The sequence below is a fragment of the Heyndrickxia coagulans 36D1 genome, from assembly GCF_000169195.2.
Classification (GTDB): Bacteria; Bacillota; Bacilli; order Bacillales; family Bacillaceae_C; genus Weizmannia; species Weizmannia faecalis.
The window spans coordinates 1,474,075-1,494,730 of the sequence record NC_016023.1 but is presented as its reverse complement, the minus strand read 5'-3'; the positions used below and the strand labels follow the sequence as shown (position 1 = coordinate 1,494,730).

The following is a 20,656-nucleotide window of genomic DNA, read 5'->3' as shown; positions in this document are numbered from 1 at the left end:
ATTTTCACCTTCTAAAACTAGTTTACCGCGCCGGCGATAATAGGTAAAATGAATATATAGAATGGTAAAAATGCCTTTTATCTATACAAGGAGGGTTCCAGTTGGATATCCAGCATCTCCAGTACTTTGTTTCCGTTGCCACTCACGGCAGCTTCACGAAAGCCGCCCGGGAATGTTATGTATCGCAGCCGACAATCAGCAAAATGATAAAAAGCTTTGAAGAAGAACTCGGCGTCCCCTTGTTTAACCGCGCCGGGAAAAAAATCGTCCTCACCGATGCCGGACAGGCCGTTTTTCAGCAGGCGCAAAAAACGCTGAAAGCTTTTCGGCAGCTGACAGATGCGATCAATGATGTGGCCGGCCTGAAAAAAGGAAAAATCCGGATCGGGCTGCCGCCAATGATCGGGTCGCGCTATTTTCCCCGGGTCATTGATGAATTTCATCATGCCTACCCGGATATTAAAATCCAGCTCGTGGAAGATGTTACAAGAAAAGTGGTCCGTGATGTGGAAAATGGGACATTGGATCTCGGCGCCGTCGTGATGCCGGTTGATGATGAGGTGTTCGGGCATTTTTCGTTTGTCCATGACCGGCTTGTGCTGCTTGTGCACCCGTCCCACCGGTTTGCAGGCTGCTCAAGCGTCCGGCTGAAACAGCTGAAAGAGGAGGAATTCATTTTTTTCCATAGAGATTTTGCCCTTCACGACCAGATTATAAAGGAATGTTTGAAGCTTGGGTTTATGCCGAACATTATATACGAAAGCACCCAGTGGGACCTCATCTGTGAATTGGTAGCGTCCAATCTCGGCGTTGCCCTGCTGCCAAGTACAATATGCCATGCGTTTAACCCGGAACGCGTCAAAATCATTCATCTGGAAGAACCTGTCCTCCCGTGGAATCTGGCAATCATCTGGCCGAAACACCAATACCTTTCTTTTGCGGTAAAAGAGTGGATCCGGTTTACAAAGCATTTATTCGGCCGCGGGATCCCGCCTGCCGTGCCGCAACCGGAAGAAGCCATGAAAAAAGAAAGTGAAAAATAGGGGCGCGGGTTCAAAAAAGGGGCGAGTTTTGAGGCACTGCGAAATGCTTCTGAAATGCAGGTAAAAGGTGTCTCCATAATAGCCGTAGTGATGTTTGAGACAATGCGAATGCGTCTGAAATCCAAAAAAACCGGCTTGAGGCAGCCGGCTAAGCTTTAATGTCAATCCTGTATGTTTCAAACCAGTAATGGATCTGGGCGAGGTAGGCAAGCAGCTGCGGGCCCGTCATCAGCTGTCCGAACCACGGTGTCCGGAATGCTTTCCCGTCTGTCTCCATCAACTCCATTAATTGATCGCGATGCAAAAATTCATACAAAATGGAATCTTTCTGTTCCAAAACTTCACCGAGCCACCGCTTCACTGCTGCCGTGTAAGCCGGATGGTGCGTCTTCGGATACGGGCTTTTTTTCCGGTATAAAATCTCTTCCGGCAAAATGCCTTCCAGCGCTTTCCGCAAAATGCCCTTTTCCCTGCCGCCGTACATCTTCATCTCCCACGGTATATTCCAGACGTACTCCACAATCCGGTGATCGGCAAACGGTACGCGCACCTCGAGGCTCGCCCCCATGCTCATCCGGTCTTTCCGGTCAAGGAGCGTTGTCATAAACCAAAGCATATTGATGTAAAACAGCTGGCGACGCTTTTTTTCCAAATCGGTTTCGCCATCTAAAAGCGGCGTTTCCGCAACAGACGCTTCATATTTCGACATCACGTAATCTTTTAACTGCAATTTTTCCTGCCAGCCTTCTTTTAACAGGCCGATCCGTTCATCGAGGGACCGCATCCATGGGAAGCCTTCTCGGTTCAAATCATCTTCGCGCCGGAACCACGGATACCCGCCGAAAATTTCATCCGCGCACTCACCCGAAAGGCTGACGGTAAAATCCTTTTTGATCTCGCGGCAAAACCAGAGCAGCGATGAGTCAACATCCGCCATTCCCGGCACATCCCGGGCGAGAACAGCCGCTTTTAAAGATTCGGCCAGTTCTTCCTGCGTGATCACGCAATGATGGTGGACTGTATCAAATGCTTCTGACATCTTGCGGATAAATACCCCGTCAGCATCCGGCTGAAAATCATTCGCTTTGAAATAGCGGTCGTTCCCTTCGTAATCAATGGAAAAAGTATGCAGCCGCCCTTTTCCTTCCCTTTGAAAATGGCCTGCAGCAATGGCGGTAATGGCGCTTGAATCGACGCCGCCGGATAAAAACGTGCAAACCGGGACATCCGAGACAAGCTGACGGACAATCGCATCCTGAATGAGCAAACGGATCGTTTCCGCCGTTTCCTCTGCTGCCTCCGTATGCGGCGCGCTTTTCACGTTCCAGTACCGCCACACTTTTAATCCGTTACGATCCATCTTCAGCGCATGTGCCGGGCGCAGTTCCGCCATGCCGCGAAATATTCCCGTCCCCGGTGTTCTCGACGGCCCGAGCCCCCATATTTCGGCAAGCCCTGCCTCATCCACTTCCGCTTTCACATCCGGGTGGGCGAGCATCGCTTTTACTTCCGAGCCGAACAAAAGCCCGCTTCCGTGTGCTTTGTAAAAAAACGGTTTTACCCCGAGGCGGTCGCGTGCCGCAAATACCTGTTCCTTGTTCCCGTCCCAGACCACAAACGCAAAAATGCCGTTCAGGCGGTCCACACATGCCTCTTTCCACTCGATATAAGCGGTTAAAAGCACTTCCGTATCCGAGTGGCCCTGATAAGTATAGCCTTTTTTCAAAAGCTCCGCGCGCAAATCTTCCGTATTGTACAATTCGCCGTTATAGCAAATTGTATACATCTTTCCGTCCTTTTGCCGCGTCATCGGCTGCACACCGCATAAAGGGTCAACAACGACGAGCCGTTTATGGCCGAATGCCGCATGTGGCGAAAGCCAGTAATTCGTATCATCCGGTCCCCGTTTGGTCAACGTCTCTGTCATTTTTTTGACTGTTTCCAGTTCACTCCGCAAGTCTTTTTGAAAATCGACCCATCCGGTTATTCCGCACATTCCGGCTCACCCCTCCTGAATTTCTCTACTTCCTGCAGCCCATAAAAGCCGCTTTGCCGTGCCATTTTTCTTACCGGCTGTATTAGTATATAGGCGTATGCCCGGAAATGTGCATGGCCCGTATGTGTAAAATTTTACGCGAAGGCGTAGCGGGGTGGAAAAAACAGGAGACCATGGTGTGAAACGAAGTGAAAATGTCTTTTATGGTAAAATAAAACTATATAAAATGGACAAAATATTGCCGCTCTATTGCCTGCCGCAAAAAAGTAGTTCTCATGCAAATGGATGCTTGGGCTTGATGTAAAAACTTAAGTTCATTTTATATAAGTTTTTTTACAGAAAGGGTTGGGCCGATGATTTCTGCTTTGATCATCATCCTGGCGCTCGTCTTGTTATTGCCTTTTTTTGTGCCGTTTGTCGAGCGCAATTTGGAAATATTTTTGTTTATCATGGGATGGGCTGCGGCCATTGCCGGCGGTGTCCTAGACAAGCCTCTGTTGAGAAAGGCTTTGGAAGACCCGGTTAACATCACCATTGCCGTATTTGTAGCCGGCCTGTTGTTCCGCTGGCTGGAGCGGCCGCTTGAAAAAGTAATTTCCGCCATTAACCGGGGGATACCGTTTCCGCTTCTGGCTGCCTTGACGGTAATCATTCTCGGGTTGCTTTCGAGTGTCATCACGGCCATTATTGCCGCTTTAATTTTAGTCGTGATTGTCAGCGTGCTGCGGCTTGACCGGAAATCGGAAACACAGCTCGTCGTCTACTCCTGCTTTTCCATCGGGCTCGGCGCCGCACTGACGCCGATCGGCGAACCGCTCTCCACCCTTGCGATCAGCAAGCTGGGGGAGGACTTTTTCTATTTGCTTCGCCTGATCGGGCCGGAAGTCATTTCGGCAGTTGTGATTTTCGGCATTCTGGCTGCCATTGTGATCAAACCCGAACAGTCGGCGATCGGGCTGAAAACGGCGCATAAACGAGAGTCGTATGTGGAAATTGCGGGGCGGACAGTGAAAATTTACTTGTTTGTGATGGGGCTGACCTTGCTCGGCGCTGGGTTTGAACCGCTCATTAACCGCTTCCTGCTCGATTTGAGCCCGTTTATTTTGTACTGGATCAATATGATTTCAGCCGTGCTGGACAATGCGACACTGGCAGCAGCAGAAATCAGCCCGAAAATGGCGGACAAAACGGTACAGGCCATTTTGCTCGGACTGCTGATCAGCGGAGGCATGCTTGTACCCGGCAATATCCCGAATATAATCTCCGCCGGAAAACTCCGCATCACAAGCCGGGAATGGGCCCGGTTCGGCCTCCCAATCGGTCTCGCCGCCATGGCCGTTTATTTTGTCGTGATTTTGTTTGTATAAGAGGGTTGAAGACAGGTTTACAAAAGTATAGGGATGGCTCCCGCTTTGTTCTTTTTCTGTTATGGAAGACAAATTGCGCGGCGGGCTATCCCTTTTTTCTTTATCTCTGTTGTGAAAGACATTTCGGGAGACGGGGATTCTCTTTTTGTCTTTCATCCCCGTTATGAAGGACATTTGGGGCGCCGGCGATTCTCCTTTTGTCCTTCATCCCCGTTATAAGGACATTTGGCTTGGCGGAGCTTTTCCGTGTGTCCTTCATTCCCGTAGTGAAAGATATTTTCCGCAGCGGGATTCTTCTCTGTGTCCTTCGCCCCTATTGTGAAAGACAGGTTGCATGGCGGTATCCTCATCGCCATTGTGAAGGACAATGCTGGTTCCCTCCACAAATTCTATACAAAATGAAAGCTCCAGTACAGAAGACATATTACTATAATAACTCCGAAAATAAGAGCGCCAATATAAGGAATCATTTTTAACTTTCCAGGCTCTTTTCTAATAAAAGAAACAATACTTGCTAAGAAGCTAATACCCCAAGCAAACCAACCCCAATGGTGAAAACGAGTATAATATTTTATATCTTGGCCTGTTAAAAATAGGGTAATAGCAATTATAAAAAGAATAAGCCCAAGGATAAACATAAAAAAGGAAACTTTAACCTGAATTATTCACAGAAATTCAGAAACTTATTATAACTTATGGATTACCAAGTCTTTTCGGCTTTATTGTAATTCATTAAAAAAATGAAAAAAGAATCCATTTCTGTTAAAGTTAAAGTAACCAAAACAAAAACCAAACAGAAAGGATTCTTTATATGGTTACTTTAACGCAAAAAACACTTGATTTCAATCACTCAACTTTCGCAGACTGAAACAGGTAGGTATACCTTGATATAATTCGGCAGACCCGCAATCCATTGTTGTAGTTGACTTTTGATCAGTTGTTGAATTTTCTTATTACTTTTATCCAGAGTATCTTCAAGAATCTCGACTAACTGCTGCAATGCAACAGCCCAATCAAGGTCATCTATTTCATCACATAATTCATAAAACATGCCACTTAATGTTCTGTCATCTACACTGCAACGGTTTTGCCATGACAAGACAATATACCTTGCAAACACAATGGTCGTGTGGCTGATAAGCGCGTCATATGAACGACTCTGGAATTCCTTTTGTAGTTTTAATAGGGACTTTGTTGTTTTGAAGAAAACCTCAATATCCCAACGCATCCCGTAAATACGGATGATTTCCTGGTCACTCAGTGTACAGTCTGTACTCAAAATCGCCAACCAGTCGCTTTTCTTGTTGCGGTTGCGAACAAAGACAACTTTAATTGGCACGCCATTGGCCTGCGTTGTATGGATGGAACGCAAGATTCCTTTCTTTCCACTAGTCGGTTTAGCTAGACGATACAATTCATCTAGGCTAACACGCTTACCATCGACAAAATAGCGTTGTTTTAATTTTTTGACCATACCAATTACGTCAAGACCTTGTTCTGTAATCTCCTTGATGAGAGGTTGTTGGGTGAACCACGAATCCATTAGAACATAGGAAGCATCGATACCAGAATTCATCGCCCGGGCAATCATGCCGGGAATCTGTTCTGGTGCCGTTTGTAATGCTTCTTTTCGGCGCTTATAACCGGAGCTGCGTTTATCGATATTTTCGGATATGCCGTTGATCTGGCTCTTTTTCGAACTCAATAATGAGAAGTCAACGGGTAGGAATGTTGCGCCATCAGATCATCCTAATGTCAACATGCGGAATCCTTTGTAAAAACGCATTTTTTGAGATGCATGATCAAAGCAGCGAGCCAGGAGCTCAACGTGTTTGCTTCGGTTCCGGTCATAAGATGAATCATCTAAAATCAATACTTTCGGACGGTCATGACGTGTCAATTTCGAAACTTTTCCAATCACTGAGGCAACCAGTGAAAGGAGGAAACGACGCCAGTTGAACGTTGATTGGTTGAGAAACCGATAAACGGTATCTTTGGCTGGAATGTCTGTAGCTTTCTTACTTTCCAACATCCTGAACCAGTTTTTGTTTTCAAAGATCATACAAAAAATCAATTGAAAAATGTAGGCACAAGAAAAACCAAAGGACTTCGTAATACCGGCGATTCGCAAGTGTTTCAACACATTCAACTCTTTAAATGTTGATTTTATTTCATTTGGTAGTTGATTATTCAGGCTGTTTTTCGCTATCATAGTAGGAGACACCTCTTCTATTTGGTAGTGATTTTCGATAAATCAACTATACCAAAAGTAGAGGTGTTTTTTCATATATTAATTTTACTGTCAAGTGCTGTATCTGAGACGTAATAGACATTAGCCAGCACTGAATTTATTATGATTTTCTAGGTGCGAAAGTTGAGTACTTAACTAAACTATTTAAAAAAGCACTTTGCTTCCATATTTTCAACTGCTGTTTGGATTAAATACCAGCAAGCTGCACCAGCGGCAAGCGCTACCGAAATACATGCTATATAACTGAAAAAAATACAAGCCCATTTAAATGCTGCCTTATTAATACCTGACGCGCTAAGGTGTACGGCATGCTGGTCATTATATACCTTTTCACTAACAAGATTCCCCTGTTGATCAACTTCTGGAACTCTTCAGGATTTTGGGAATTTGCCAAGCGTTTTGATTAATATTTGAAGGGGCTGTTTGCAGATAGCTTTTTTTAAAAGTTTTCCTCAAAGTAAAGAGTTATCTGTAGTGTGGATTTCTTGAAGTGCTCTCACTAAATTTTTAAAACGTTATCTAAACGTTTTAAAGTTATCTTTTTAAAGATACTGTTTTCTAATTTTATCTCGCAAAAAAACTGGCTGCAATCGGGAAATCATGCTGCCAACAAGCAGCCTGCCGCCGATTTTGCAAATATACGGGATATCCCTAATACTCTTACCGTCAATATTCGACATCGTTCGCAGAAAAACGAGCAGAATAACAAGCGTTAGCCGGGCTGTCAGGCAAACCCGGCTTAAGGCTACTTCATTCTTTTTGGCCGTCTATCCGGTAGTTTTTTGATAAACTGGTTCGCCACTTCCGAAGCCACCAGCCCGATCGCAATTGCAATAGATAGAAGCAGCACTTTAGCGGCAAGCGATACGGCGCCGTTATAATCGTTTTGGACAAAGTGCCGCATGGCGTCATACGCAAGGCCGCCTGGCACAAGCGGAATAATCCCGCCGACCGTAAAAATCAAGATCGGCGTCTTATAAAAACGGGCAAACACCTGGCTGATCACCCCGACGAAAAAAGCTGCAATAAACGTGCCATACACGACGTTCTGCTCATACATGTAAAATAGAAAATAAATACCCCACCCGATCATGCCGGTAATCCCGCACTGGATCAACAATTTTCTCGGTGCATTGAAAAGAATGCCAAATCCCGCCGAAGCAAAAAAGCTGGTTAATAGCTGTTGGAACAACTTCCGTCACCCTTTTAAAAAACTGTAATCTTTGATGTGTAAAAAACGCAGGGGCCTTAAAAAGCAGGCGGCCTTTTAAAAAATCGTGAGTATAATCGCGATCCCGGAACCGATGGCAAATGAGGTTAAAAAAGCTTCTGCGCCTTTTGTGACACCGGAAAAAAGATGTCCCGCCATCAGATCGCGCAGTGCGTTGGTAATCGCCAGCCCCGGAACAAGCGGCATGACAGAACCGATAATGATTTTATCCAGTTCCCGGCCGATGCCTGCATGGACAAGGATGTAAGCTGTAATCCCGATCACAAGCGAAGCGACAAATTCAGCAAAGAAACGCACCTTTACGAACCGGTGAATGTAATGCGTGCTGAGGAAGCCAAGGCCGCCTGCAATACATGCGGGCAGAAAGTCAATCCAGCCGCCTAAAAAAATGATGACAAAACAGCCACTTGAAATCGCCGCAGCCACAAATTGTAGCCAGAGAGGGTAAGCTTCCTCTTCCGTTTCAATTTTTTTCAACTGTCCATACGCTTCCTTAAGGGTAATGCCCCGGTTGCTGATTTGCCGCGAGATGCTGTTGACCTGGTCGACTTTTCTCAAATCCGTTGAACGTTCGGAGATGCGGATCAGCTTTGTCAGCTCCGCCCCGTCCAGTGAAAAAATAATGGCAGTCGGGGTGACAAAGCTGTGTGACCCACTGATCCCGGCAGCCGCAGCAATTCTCGACATCGTATCTTCCACACGGTACGTTTCCGCGCCGCTCATCAGCATGATTTTTCCGGCTAATAAGCAAACCCTCATGACCTGCTGGGCTTCATTCTGATACATGCTCATTTCTCCCTATCGATTCACCTGCAATTATTTAACCACAGTTTGCCGGTCAATAAAATAGCCGGGCCATTTTTCAGGGCCGGCTTCTTAAATCATTTCCTTTAACGCAGCGAATTTCGAGGTCACCCGCTTATGCTGAACAAACGAATTTTCAAACGGTCTATATTTATGTTAAGGAAGAACTTCGGTTTCATTCGCTTTCTTAACGTAGACGGCCTCTAGGTTAAGGAAGAACCTCATTTCCCACCGCTTCCTCAACGTAGACGCGCTCTAGGTCAAGAAAGTGACCCCATTTCCTCCGCTTTCTTAATGTAAAGTCCATACAGCTTAAACTTGCGGCATGGACGTTTCATTGCGCTGAAAATAAATGGGCGTGATGCCCTTGTATTTGATATAAGAATTCCATTTCCGATGAAAAGCTGGCTAAATGCGCCATCTTTACGATCATCATTATTTTATTTCGACCGTCCAATTGAGCGGGTCTTCCGTTTTTCCGAGCTGGATGCCGGTTAAAGCATCATAAAGCCGGTTTGCAATCGAATCCGGCGCTTCAGCATGTGGAAGCTGCATCGCAACATCCTTCCAGCCGAGTTCGCCAACAGGAGAAATTACAGCTGCCGTTCCTGTGCCGAACACTTCTTCCAGCTGTCCATTTTTATAAGCATTATAAATTTCGTCTATGGAAATTTTCGTTTCCTTTACAGGGACGTTCCAGTATTTCAGCAACTCGATAACGGAGTCTCTTGTGACACCACCGAGAATACTGCCGTTCAGTTTCGGGGTGACGACTTCTCCGTTGATTTTAAAGAAGATGTTCATGCTGCCGACTTCTTCAATATATTTTCTTTCAACACCGTCCAGCCAAAGCACCTGGTCGTAGCCCAACTCCTCTGCTTTTTCCTGTGCTTTCAAGCTTGCTGCATAATTGCCGCCTGTTTTTGTAAATCCGACGCCCCCTGGGACAGCTCGGACATATTCATCTTCCACATAAATGCGGACAGGTTTCAGCTGGTCGCCGTAATACGAACCAACAGGAGAAAGGATGATCATAAATTTATATTCATGTGCCGGATGTACGCCAAGGCTAGGCTCTGTCGCAATAATGAACGGGCGAATGTAAAGCGATGTCCCTTCCCCGTCCGGAATCCAGTCTTTTTCAAGTTCAACAAGCTGCTTAATGGCATCAAGCACAATGGTCTCGTCTATTTGCGGGATGCTTAATCTCGCGCAAGACACATTCATCCGGGCAACATTTTTTTCAGGCCTGAACAACAGAACCCTGCCGTCCTTTGCGCGATAGGCTTTTAATCCTTCGAATACAGACTGGCTGTAATGGAATACCATTGCCGCCGGTTCCAATACAAGCGGTGCATACGGTGTTATTCTTGGTTGGTGCCAGCCTTCTTCCTCATTATAGTCCATGACAAACATATAGTCCGTAAAATGTTTGCCAAACCCCAATGATTCAACAGCCGGTTTTTCTTTTTTCACATCTGCTTTAACGAATTCGATAACCTGATTCAAACCGATAGCATCCCTTTCCAATACGTGAAATTATTATTTTCGATCTATTATAACAACTTTATGAAGAAAAGACCAGAGGCTTTATAAAATTTTTAAAATTTTTTGAGTGAAGCACTTTCCGAATCAATAGCAGATGCAACCTTAGCCCCCTTGTAAAATAGACTGCAGCAAAGGGCTGTATACATTAAAAGCGGAGAGACCACGGAAAATCGTGTCTCGCCGCTTTTTTCTAATATTCTTCCTTGCGCTGAGCAAATTTGCCAGATTATACAAGAATGCATGTAGAAAAAGGGCTCCATTACTAGCTGGTGCATGCAAAGTTTTCCCTTTAAAATGGCATCAAGCTTTCCTTGCCGATACCTCCAAATCCGGCATGGCAGGCGTTCTCAGCAGGTCGTACCAGTTCTTTAAAGCGGAGATCATAATGACGATCCCGAGAATGAGCATAATGATCGACAAAATGCCGTTCAGTACATTGTATCCCGCTGCGGCATGGTTCAAGTAAACATTTTTTACCATCCAATAACCGGCATAGTTCACCGTAACATACAAATACGCAAGCGGAATCAGGCAAGTGAACATATACCGCTTTTTATCGGCAATTTTCAAAATGACAGTTGCCCCGACAATCAGCCCAATCGAGGCCATCAGCTGGTTCGATACGCCAAACAACGCCCAGACGGAACCGATATCGCCGGAGTAGAGCAAATAGCCCCACATAAAGCAAGCCGCAGCACTTGTGAGAATCGATCCTGGCAGCCAGTCGGTCTTTTTGAGTGGTTTATACAATTCTCCTAAAAAGTCCTGCAGCAGGTAGCGTGCCACCCTTGTCCCCGAATCGATCGCCGTCAAAATAAACACGGCCTCAAACAAGATAACAAATTGATAGAAATAGGGTGCAAGATTGCTAAACCAGTGGATTTTTGTAAAAATATACGTCATGCCGACTGCAAGCGTTACTGCGCCCCCAGTTCTGCCGGCCAGGTCCATTCCGATTTCACTGCTTAAATGCGGAAGGTTGACAACATGCATGCCGAGCGTCTTAAAGACTTCCGGCGTGGAGTTGATGGCAAAATAGTCGGCAGGCTGCAGGGCGGTCGCAGCGACAAGTGCCATTACGCCGACAAGCGATTCGACAAGCATGGCACCAAATGCAACCGGCTTGATATCCGTCCATTTATCAAGCATTTTCGGCGTTGTGCCGGAGCCGATAAAGGCATGGAAACCGGAAATCGCACCGCAGGCAATCGTGATCGAAATAAACGGCCAAACCGGTCCTGTCATCGTCGGGCCGCCGCCGTGGATAAATTGCGACAGCGCTGGCATATGAATCGGCGGATTGATGATAAAGACACCAATAATGAGGGCAATAAACACGCCGATTTTCATAAAACTGCTCAAATAATCACGCGGTGCCAACAGCAGCCATACCGGAAGCGCCGCGGCAAAAAATGCATAAGCTGGAAGAATAATGGCCAATGTTTTCGGATCAAACGTAAGCCATTCGCCAATCACAGTATGTCGGATCCACGGCCCGGCAAAAACGCCCGCTACGATTAGGAGGAACCCGATCGTTGTCGTCAGCTTCAAATTGCCGGTTTTTTTGTAAAACAAGCCAACGCCCATTGCAACCGGAATGGTGATCCCCACGGAAAAGGTGCCCCATGGGTTATTTTGCAGGGCATTTACGACAACCATGGAAAGACCGGCCATTGTAATTACAATAATAAACAGCATGGCAAGGCCTGTACAGAACCCGGCAACCGGCCCCATTTCCTCTTTCGCCACTTCGGAAAGTGATTTCCCTTTCCGGCGCATGGAGGCAAAGAGCACGACAGCATCGTGTACGGCACCGCCGATAACAGCGCCGATCAAAAGCCATAAGAGGCCCGGCAAATAGCCGAACTGCGCTGCCAAAATCGGTCCGACAAGCGGGCCTGCAGCCGCAATCGCCGCAAAATGGTGGCCGAACGTCACCCATTTATTGGTCGGCACATAATCTTTCCCGTCGTTAAACTCATGTGCCGGCGTCGGCGTATCATTATTCAGCTTTAAAACCTTTACGGCCATAAACGTGCCATATAAACGATAAGCAATCATTAAGATACAGATGGAGCCGATTACAATTGTAATCGCATTCATTTGGTGAAAGCCTCCTTTTTGTCATTCTCATCGCTTATATTTTATAAGTTTTGCACGCTGTAAAAGCTGTTTTCCGGCAAAATGCAAATATCCTAGGATAAGAGGGCGAATCCAGAGGATGAAATGCATTTTAAATTCGAATAAACTGTTTTAACACATGCTTGTAAGTTCGGCTGACCGGAATTTTCGCCCCGTCCCGCATGATTAGATTATAAGTGGAATGGAACCATGGCCGGATCTCGACAATGCCATCGAGATTGACGAGATAAGCGCGGTGGACGCGGGCAATCGACGTAGATGGCAGTTTCTTTTCTACATTTACCAGTGATTCTGTTATGGTATATTTTTTATCATCTGTCGCAATGACTGTCCGCCCGTCAACCGACTCCGCGTACAACAGTTTTTCAACCGGGATGATGACAATGCGCTCATCTGTTGTGACCGCCAGTTTGCCGGGATTTTTCGGAACAGCAGGACGGTCCCCTTCCAACATTTTTTTCACCTTTGCGACTGTCTGCGCCACCCTTTTTTCTTCAAACGGTTTTAAAATATAGTCTGCAGCATTGAGTTCAAACGCTTTTACGGCATATTCATCATAAGCAGTCGCAAATACAACGGCCGGATGCTGCGGATGGCGGCTGATTTCCTTCACGAGATCTATGCCGTGCTCGTTTGTCAGCATCATATCGACAAACACAATATCCGCCTCTGTTTCTTTCAGCTTCGCAAGCGCTTCTTTTACGGATCCAGCTTCGCCCGCCAATTCCACCTGCCCCGTTTTTTTCAGCAAGTAAATCAATTCATCTCGGGCCGGGGCTTCATCATCCACTACAAATGCCTTCAGCATATTCTCCCCCCCATATTTCCTCTAATGGTATCGAAATGGCCACTTTGGTTCCGCCGGTTTTTCTGTTTTCAATCCGGAATACAGCACTATGCCCGTAGATTTCCTCAATTCTTTTCCGGATGTTCCACAAGGCTGTCCCAGTCCCCTCGGCTGAGTCGACAGCCACATTGCCAAGCGACTGCACCTGTTCTTTAGAAATGCCTTTTCCGTTGTCCTCCGTTTCCATGATAAATTTTCCGCTTTTTACACGTGCGCGGACAACAATATACGGATTTTTCGTAAATTGTTGTGTAAAGGCATGGCGGACGGCGTTTTCCACCAAGGGCTGCAGTGTAAACGGCGGCACCATCGCTGTGTGTAAAAGCGGATCAATATCAAAATGAACATGATACCTCCCCGGGAACCGCGCCTGTTCAATGGCCAAATAAGCTTTCACATGTTCCAGTTCTTTTTCAAGGGGGATCAGCATTTTTCCCGCCCCCTGCAGGTTGCTGCGGAAAAAGGCCGCGAGCTGCACGAGCAGTTCCCTTGCTTTATCCGCATCTGTCCGGACCAGGCATGTAATCGTGTTAATCGCATTAAAGAAAAAATGCGGGTGAACCTGGGCCTGGAGCGCTTTAATCTCGGCATCTTTCAAAAGTTTTCTTTGCAGTTCCGCCTCCGCCAGTTCAAGCTGGTTGGAAAACAACTTGCTCAAACCTTCCGCCAACTCCTGTTCGACCGCGCTTAATTGTGATGCTGATGTAAAGTAAAGTTTTAACGTGCCCGCAACTTGTTCGCGGACAAACAGCGGCAGCACGATCGCCGCCTGGAGCGGGCAGCCTTCATGGTTGCACTGGATTTCCTTAGCCGTTCTCGCGACCATGATTTTCCCGTGCAAAAGCACCCTTTCCGTCAGCTTTGTCGACATGCTCTCAAGCGGAATATGATGGTCCGATGCTACCCCTGCATGCGTCAGCACTTTTTCCCGGTCCGTAATAGCGACGGCATCAGCTGCTGTATGCTTCAAAATAATTTCTGCCGCTTCTTTGCATGATTCCATGTTCAGCCCTTTCCGAAAATGGACCAGCGTTTCCTGTGCAATCTGCAGCGCTTTATGGGTCTGCACCGCTCTTGTCCGTTCTTCTTCCAGTAAAATCGTCTGGATAATCAAGATAAAAATAAACGTACCAAAGCCGTTAATCGAAATCATCGGTACCGCGATCAGGCGGACGAGCGCCACTGCCTCTTCAAAAGGTTTTGCTACTGCCAAGATGATGCCCATCTGCAGCATTTCCATTAAAACCCCAGCAGCGACCGCTTCAAGCGCAGCATACTTCCCGCGCACGTTAAAGCGTCTGCCAATAAAGCCCATGATAATGCCGGCAATCATCGTCGACAGGCTGCAGGCAATATCCGTATAGCCGCCGAGAGAGAGGCGGTGGATGCTAGCAAGCAGGCCTGCGCCGATGCCGACAACCGGCCCGCCCAAAAGGCCTGCAATCCCGACGCCCATGATTCGGGTATTGGCAATCGCACTTTCAACCGATAAATGCCCCTGCCCGAAAGCATGCGAGACTTTCCCATGCTCAATAACGATGCCGGTATAGTTACTAATGATACCAAAAATTCCAAAAACAATAATCAGCACCAATTTTTCTTTCCGTCCGTATTCCTGATGGATAATTTGCCGGAATGTCTTCAGCCGCGAGAGTAAAAAAGCAGCAATGACAAGAATCCCGGCCCGCTCAAGCATTACCGGCAAAAGTGTTGCCATAAAGGATCCCCCTTTGTTTTCCACCCGTCCGTATTGAAAACCCTTTCTTTTATTATAAAAGACTTCACCGGTTTTAGGAAAGCAAAAAAGCAGTGTTTCAAAAAGCCCAGCCCTAAAAAAAACGGCGGGATACCGTTCGAACTGTATCCCGCCGTTTTTTTCTGCTATGGGGCGGATAAACCGCCTGTCTCTATGCCCGCTGTTTTTTAGGGGGCTGCTATGAAACTATTTGCCATCATTGTGTTTGCTTATAATCTTTTAAATACGATACCGGTTTATTGACCGGGACGGCTGCACCTTTATAATGCTTTTTGATAAAGTCAGAGACTTCTTTTGAATGATAAATGTTTACGATTTCTTTCAACGTTTTGTCATTCTTGTCTTTTGTCCGGGCCGCAATAATATTGATATACGCTTTGTTGCCCGCATCTTCACGGAAGATGGAGTCATTCGTCGGGTTTAAGCCGGCATTAATGGCCATATCGCAATTGATCACAGCGAGTGCCGAATCATCCAGGCCGCGCGGTGTTTGGGCGGCATCCACGGCAGTAATTTTCAAATGTTTCGGGTTTGAAGCGACATTTTCAAGCCCGCCTTTGCCTGTGAAACCTTTTTTCGTCGTAATCAATCCGGCTTTTTGCAGCAAAAGCAAAGCCCTGCCGAGGTTTGTCGGGTCTTTCGGAATCACAACTTGGTCGCCATCTTTCACTTCGCTGACCTTTTTATATCTTTTCGAGTAGATCCCCATCGGCCAAATATTCGTTGTGCCGATCGCCGAAAGCTTCAGATTGCGTTGTTTGATAAAATCATCGAAATAAACAACCGTCTGGAACGCGTTAATATCAATTTCCCCGTCGCTTAATGCGAGGTTCGGCTGAACATAGTCGTCAAAGCGGACAATCTTAATATTAATATTTTTCTTTTTCGCGAGTTTCTGGATTAAATTCCATGTCGGCACTTCAGAAGTGGTTGTCCCGACTTTGATTGTTTTTGTGCTTGTACTGCTCGAATTGTTTTTGGCCCCGCATCCTGCCAAAACCAGGATGAGCCCCAATAATAGAATCGCAAATTTTTTCATCGCTGCTAAGTCCCCCTGAATTGAATTTTTTATAAAAAAGGTGTAACCCTTTTTCCCAATATTATTTTCTCCGGATTTTTTTGGAGAGAAAGTTGCCCAATGTCTGGACAAGCTGGGTGAAAATGACCAGCGTGATAACGGTAACGATCATGACGCCTGTCTGAAACTGGTTGTACCCGTACGTGATCGCCAAATCCCCGATCCCGCCGGCACCGACCGCGCCCGCCATCGCGGAAGCCCCAATCAGCCCGATGGTGGCAATCGTTAAATTGAGCACCATGGATGCCTTTGCTTCCGGAAGCAAAAACCGCCAAATAATCTGCCAGTTCGTCGCCCCCATTGACTGCGCAAGTTCGATTGTCCCTTTGTCGACTTCAAGCAGTGAACTTTCAATGAGCCTCCCGATGTAAAAAGCAGTGTACAACACAAGCGGCACAATCGCTGCGGTTGTTCCGATCGCTGTCCCGACAACCCAGCGCGTAAACGGAATGATCGCGACAACGAGAATAATAAACGGGATCGACCGAAAAATATTGATAATCACATTTAAAATATTAAAAATCCATTTGTTTTCCCATATGCCGTTTTCCCGGGTAATAACGAGAATGACGCCAACCGGGATGCCGATGATGATGGAAATGAGTAATGATACAGCCACCATATACAGCGTCTGGCCCATTGCCGTGAAAAATTGCGGCCAAAACCATGACCAATCAAATGCCATTTTTCTCCACCTCCCGAATGATCGCTTCGTGATCGTTGATGTACTGAATGGCCCGCTTCATTTCTTCCGGGTCGCCTTTCAATTCGACAAGCAGGTTGCCAAAAGGGATTCCCTGAAGTTCGGTGATCATGCCATGAAGCACATTCAGGTCGATTGAAAATTGTTTTGCTGTATTGGATAACAGCGGCATATTGGTGGAAGCTCCCTTAAACAGAATCCGGTAAATGCCGTGCGGGTTGTCTTTGCTGCTTTCATCGATCAGTTTTTGCACCGATGGCGGAATCGAATCATTCAGCACAGTTTTCACAAAGCTTCTCGCAATTTGCGTTTTCGGTTCTGTGAAAAGGTCGATTACAGGGCCCTGCTCCACAATTTTTCCGCCGTCCAGCACCGCCACTTTATCACAAATATCACGAATGACATTCATTTCGTGGGTAATCATCAGGATCGTAATGCCCAGCTCGTCCCGGACTTTCCGCAAAAGGTCCAACACGGCTTCGGTCGTATTCGGGTCAAGGGCAGACGTTGCCTCGTCACAAAGCAAGATGTCCGGATCTGTCGCAAGGGCTCTTGCAATACCGACCCTTTGTTTCTGGCCGCCTGACAACTGGTCAGGGTAGTGATGCATTCTCTCTTCCAGCCCGACAAAAGACAATAATTCTGCCACTTTTGCCTTTATTTCTTCCTTCGGGCGATGTTCCAGCACAAGCGGCATGGCCACATTTTGAAAAATCGTCTTTGACTGAAGCAGATTGAACTGCTGGAAAATCATGCCGATTTTTTTTCGCTCTTGACGTAGCTTGGCAGGCGGCAGGCGCACAAGGTCGACCCCGTTAACGAGCACTTTCCCGGAAGTCGGCCGCTCGAGCAGATTGACGCACCGAATCAGTGTGCTTTTCCCGGCACCACTGTAACCAACCACCCCGAAGATTTCCCCTTTTTCAACACGCAGGTTGATGCCTTTTAACGCTTCAACCTTTTTGTCCTTCCCTTTTCCGTATACCTTATGAATATCTTCTAATACCAGCATGTTGAAAACTCCTTCTGTTCCTTTTGGCAAAAAAAAACCTTCTTTCATTCGAAAGAGGTTTGCCGGTCAAGTGACTTATCTCTCAGAATGAACCATTCTGCAGGAATTAGCACCTTTCAAAAAAAGATTTGAAGGTTGCTGGACGTCATCGGGCCTGTCCCTCAGTCTCTCTGGATAAGTTATTCATTTGTTATATTTAAATATTAGTGGACGGCTCGGGATTTGTCAATTCATTATTTTATATTTTTTTGTTTTTCAATCGTCAGACAACTTGAAACAATGCCCGGTTTCCGCGCCACTCCACGTGAATTTCATGCTCAAAAAAGCGGGAAAGCACTTGTTTTTCAATCATCTCGGAAGTCCGGCCCTGCCGGAAAACTTCCCCGTTTCTGATCAGCAATGTTTTTTGGAAAACGGGAGAAATTTCTTCCGGATGGTGCGTGACATATACAAGCGTCGGTCCGTTCTTATCTTTCGCCAGCTCTTCCACACTTTCTAGCAAAATTTCCCGGGCAAACAAATCCAGCCCGTTGCAAGGCTCGTCCAAAATTAAGATGCGCGGTTCCGCCATTAACGCGCGCGCAATTAAAAGCTTCTGCCGCTCTCCTTGCGAACAATGTTCATAAGCACGGCTAAAAAGGGAAGCACAATGTAATTGTTCCATCAAGCGCAGGGCTTTCTCTTCGTCTTGTGCATCCACCGCTTCATACAGCCCGATGGATGCATATTTGCCGCTGATGACCACATCGCGTGCAAGTTGGGTGCGCGGTATCCTTTCCTGGATGGAGGAGCTGACCCAGCCGATTGATTTCCGCAGTTCCGGCAGGCTTGTTTTTCCGAACGCTTTCCCGAGCACCTTGATGCTCCCCTTTGTCGGCCAAATATACCCGTTGATCATATTGAGCAAAGTGGTTTTGCCGGAACCGTTTAAGCCGAGGACAGCCCAATGCTCCCCTTTTTTGACCGTCCAGTGAATGTCCGAGAGCAGTTTTTTGCCGTCGCGCATCAGGCTCACACCGGCAACTTCGATTATATTTTCCATCTGTGCCATCCCCTTACATTTCGTACAAGTTTTAGACACACAGGGGTTCACCCTGCGCACTTCATTTATTCATGCTGGCGAGAAAATCCCCGAGCAGGTCTTCCGCATCTTCTTCTTTTTCCGGCGCTCCCGTTTCGGGCGGTGCCGGTTCGGCGGCGGCAGTTCTCCAGTCGAATGCATCAAGATCATCCGATCCAGGCGGCTCACCACCGGATCGAACCGGTTTCCCGTCCGCTTCTTCGCTGGTTTGCGGCAATTCGTCTTCCTGTAAAAAAAGCGTCTCATCCATAGATACAGGTTGTTTCGAAAGGGCCGCAAAGAGCGAAGTCGCCCGGAGTGGATCCTGAATCAGTTCGTAAACAATGCTGCCGAGCATCGCTTCCGAATGTTCATGCTTCAGCCAGTCATGTTGCACTTTTGTCAGTTTGCGCGGCAGCGGGATTGTAATGGTTTCTTTGTCCTTTACGAGCGACTGGTTAACACCTTGTATCACATATCCGGCTATTTTGGCGGAGAAGTTCCGTTTCTCTTTTTCTTTTAACTTTGACAGTTCTTTTAAAATATGATCGGGCGTATCCTGGGGGATCCGGAACGCAATCGTCTGGCCCCGCTTCATCCCGCTTTGTTTTTCCATATTTTTTCACCTTATTTGGATTCGACCGGTTTCTTTCCTTTGTCTTCCGGTTTATTGTTTTTCCTCACATAATCCGAAATTAATTTGTAGTAAGCATTGGCCATCATCCAGATGCTCTCTTTTTCATCTTCAAAGAAATCAATATTGTAGCCGTCAAGGCTGTTGTTCAGCGTTTTTAAGTAATCTTTCAGGACAACAGAACCGCCGCCGACAAAATAGCAAATCTCTGTTTGTGAGTTTTTCTGCCACACGTTCCGGAGCAGGCGGTATTGTTTCTTTGCAAGGTCAAACAGAATCCGGTCTGTAATGTCGTGCACGCTTGTCCGGCTGCCTTTTACCATAATATGGTTGCGGTCATGCTTTTTCGTGATAATATCGACCACATCACGGCGGCTGTCCAATTCGACCCCGTATTTGACGCGGATTTCTTCACGGATCTGTTCAAGCGCTTCTGATACGCCGAGATTAAATCCCTGCGCCCGGTCATCATCGACTGTCCTGTTTTTGATCACGGCGATATCCGTTGAGAGGCCGCCGATATCCTGGATTAAAATGCGTTTGTCAATCAATTCGCGGTTAATAATGTTTAAATCGTTATCCATGACAAGATTGATAAAAGCGGCAAAGCCTTCCGGATACACTTTGATTTCGTCAAATTTCAGATTGACTTTCAACCCCTGATATTTCGGTGTGACAAGAAATTCCACCTGGTGGACGGATCCAAGCAGCTGCGAGCGGTAGCCCGCATCTTTTCCCTCTTTTACTTCGCGGAGCGGCAGGCCTGTCCCAAGCGTGTAATTGGCATCAATGACATTCTGGTTGCGGGTAAAAACTTTGGCGTTTTCCTCCCTTACTGCGTCAAGCGCAAGGCTTGTAAAAAGCAGGACGAGGGTCTGATCCTCTTCCGACTTGCTGCTTCCCGGGTCAAGTTCGGTTGCATTATCGCTTTTGGTTGCGAGATCCCCGACACGGTAAATCACGTTATTTTCCTTTAAAGCAGGGGAGTGGACTTTTACATGGATGCCTTCAAGCGGATCTTTGCTGTCCAGTTCCTCAATGCCAATTACCGGCCGGTCTTCAATATCCCGTGCAATGACGTTCGGGATATTGAGTTCATACTCCATTTTTCCAAAAATGCCTTTTAAAGAATCGTTGCCTACATCGACTGCGGCAATCCGGGTCTTCCCCATTCACTTTTCCTC

At 46.7% G+C, this 20,656-nt stretch carries 15 protein-coding genes, 1 pseudogene and 1 riboswitch; of the genes and pseudogenes, 2 read left to right on the top strand and 14 right to left on the bottom strand.

The window, feature by feature from the left end; translation table 11 throughout:
• The first annotated feature begins 101 nt into the window (after positions 1–101).
• Positions 102–1,043 (top strand): LysR family transcriptional regulator, encoded by a 942-nt coding sequence (locus BCOA_RS24270; protein ID WP_014096689.1) that lies wholly within the window; start codon positions 102–104, stop codon positions 1,041–1,043.
• 148 nt (positions 1,044–1,191) lie between these two features.
• Here the strand turns inward: BCOA_RS24270 and asnB are convergent, their stop codons facing one another.
• Entirely contained in the window at positions 1,192–3,039 is a 1,848-nt protein-coding gene (asnB, locus tag BCOA_RS24265; RefSeq protein WP_014096688.1) for an asparagine synthase (glutamine-hydrolyzing), read from the bottom strand.
• 353 nt (positions 3,040–3,392) lie between these two features.
• On the opposite strand from asnB, the gene BCOA_RS24260 reads away from it, so the two are divergent.
• Positions 3,393–4,406, top strand: coding sequence for a DUF1646 family protein (locus BCOA_RS24260; RefSeq protein WP_014096687.1), 1,014 nt, complete (start codon positions 3,393–3,395; stop codon positions 4,404–4,406).
• A gap of 850 nt (positions 4,407–5,256) precedes the next feature.
• Here the strand turns inward: BCOA_RS24260 and BCOA_RS24250 are convergent.
• From BCOA_RS24250 to BCOA_RS24190, 13 genes and pseudogenes are all read right to left on the bottom strand, one after another.
• A pseudogene (locus BCOA_RS24250) lies at positions 5,257–6,618 on the bottom strand (IS4 family transposase).
• A 784-nt stretch (positions 6,619–7,402) separates the two neighbouring features.
• On the bottom strand, positions 7,403–7,849 hold the full coding sequence (locus BCOA_RS24245; protein WP_014096684.1) for a threonine/serine exporter family protein: 447 nt from the start codon (positions 7,847–7,849) through the stop codon (positions 7,403–7,405).
• Between the two features lie 75 nt (positions 7,850–7,924).
• Entirely contained in the window at positions 7,925–8,674 is a 750-nt protein-coding gene (locus BCOA_RS24240) for a threonine/serine exporter family protein (protein ID WP_014096683.1), read from the bottom strand.
• Positions 8,675–9,127: 453 nt separating this feature from the next.
• Positions 9,128–10,201, bottom strand: a complete 1,074-nt coding sequence (locus BCOA_RS24235) for a branched-chain amino acid aminotransferase (RefSeq protein WP_014096682.1) — start codon at positions 10,199–10,201, stop codon at positions 9,128–9,130.
• Positions 10,202–10,540: 339 nt separating this feature from the next.
• Positions 10,541–12,343: a carbon starvation protein CstA gene (cstA, locus tag BCOA_RS24230; protein WP_014096681.1), complete on the bottom strand. Its 1,803-nt coding sequence runs from the start codon at positions 12,341–12,343 to the stop codon at positions 10,541–10,543.
• A 130-nt stretch (positions 12,344–12,473) separates the two neighbouring features.
• Complete coding sequence (locus BCOA_RS24225; protein ID WP_014096680.1) at positions 12,474–13,190, bottom strand: LytR/AlgR family response regulator transcription factor; 717 nt, start codon at positions 13,188–13,190, stop codon at positions 12,474–12,476.
• Complete coding sequence (locus BCOA_RS24220) at positions 13,165–14,946, bottom strand: sensor histidine kinase (RefSeq protein WP_014096679.1); 1,782 nt, start codon at positions 14,944–14,946, stop codon at positions 13,165–13,167. Before BCOA_RS24220 ends, BCOA_RS24225 begins: the two co-directional genes overlap by 26 nt.
• A 235-nt stretch (positions 14,947–15,181) precedes the next feature.
• Positions 15,182–16,024, bottom strand: coding sequence for a MetQ/NlpA family ABC transporter substrate-binding protein (locus BCOA_RS24215; protein WP_014096678.1), 843 nt, complete (start codon positions 16,022–16,024; stop codon positions 15,182–15,184).
• Positions 16,025–16,085: 61 nt separating this feature from the next.
• Complete coding sequence (locus BCOA_RS24210; protein ID WP_014096677.1) at positions 16,086–16,748, bottom strand: methionine ABC transporter permease; 663 nt, start codon at positions 16,746–16,748, stop codon at positions 16,086–16,088.
• Entirely contained in the window at positions 16,738–17,778 is a 1,041-nt protein-coding gene (locus tag BCOA_RS24205) for a methionine ABC transporter ATP-binding protein (protein WP_014096676.1), read from the bottom strand. The genes BCOA_RS24210 and BCOA_RS24205 overlap by 11 nt, the downstream gene beginning before the upstream one ends.
• A 72-nt stretch (positions 17,779–17,850) precedes the next feature.
• Positions 17,851–17,959: riboswitch (SAM riboswitch) on the bottom strand.
• An 81-nt stretch (positions 17,960–18,040) separates the two neighbouring features.
• A complete protein-coding gene (locus tag BCOA_RS24200) occupies positions 18,041–18,820 on the bottom strand; it encodes an ABC transporter ATP-binding protein (protein ID WP_014096675.1) in 780 nt (259 codons plus the stop codon).
• Positions 18,821–18,881: 61 nt separating this feature from the next.
• On the bottom strand, positions 18,882–19,454 hold the full coding sequence (locus tag BCOA_RS24195) for a hypothetical protein (protein WP_014096674.1): 573 nt from the start codon (positions 19,452–19,454) through the stop codon (positions 18,882–18,884).
• 11 nt (positions 19,455–19,465) lie between these two features.
• The gene (locus BCOA_RS24190) at positions 19,466–20,644 is read right to left on the bottom strand and encodes a ParM/StbA family protein (protein WP_014096673.1); all 1,179 of its coding nucleotides are present in this window, start codon (positions 20,642–20,644) and stop codon (positions 19,466–19,468) included.
• Between the last annotated feature and the right edge of the window lie 12 nt (positions 20,645–20,656).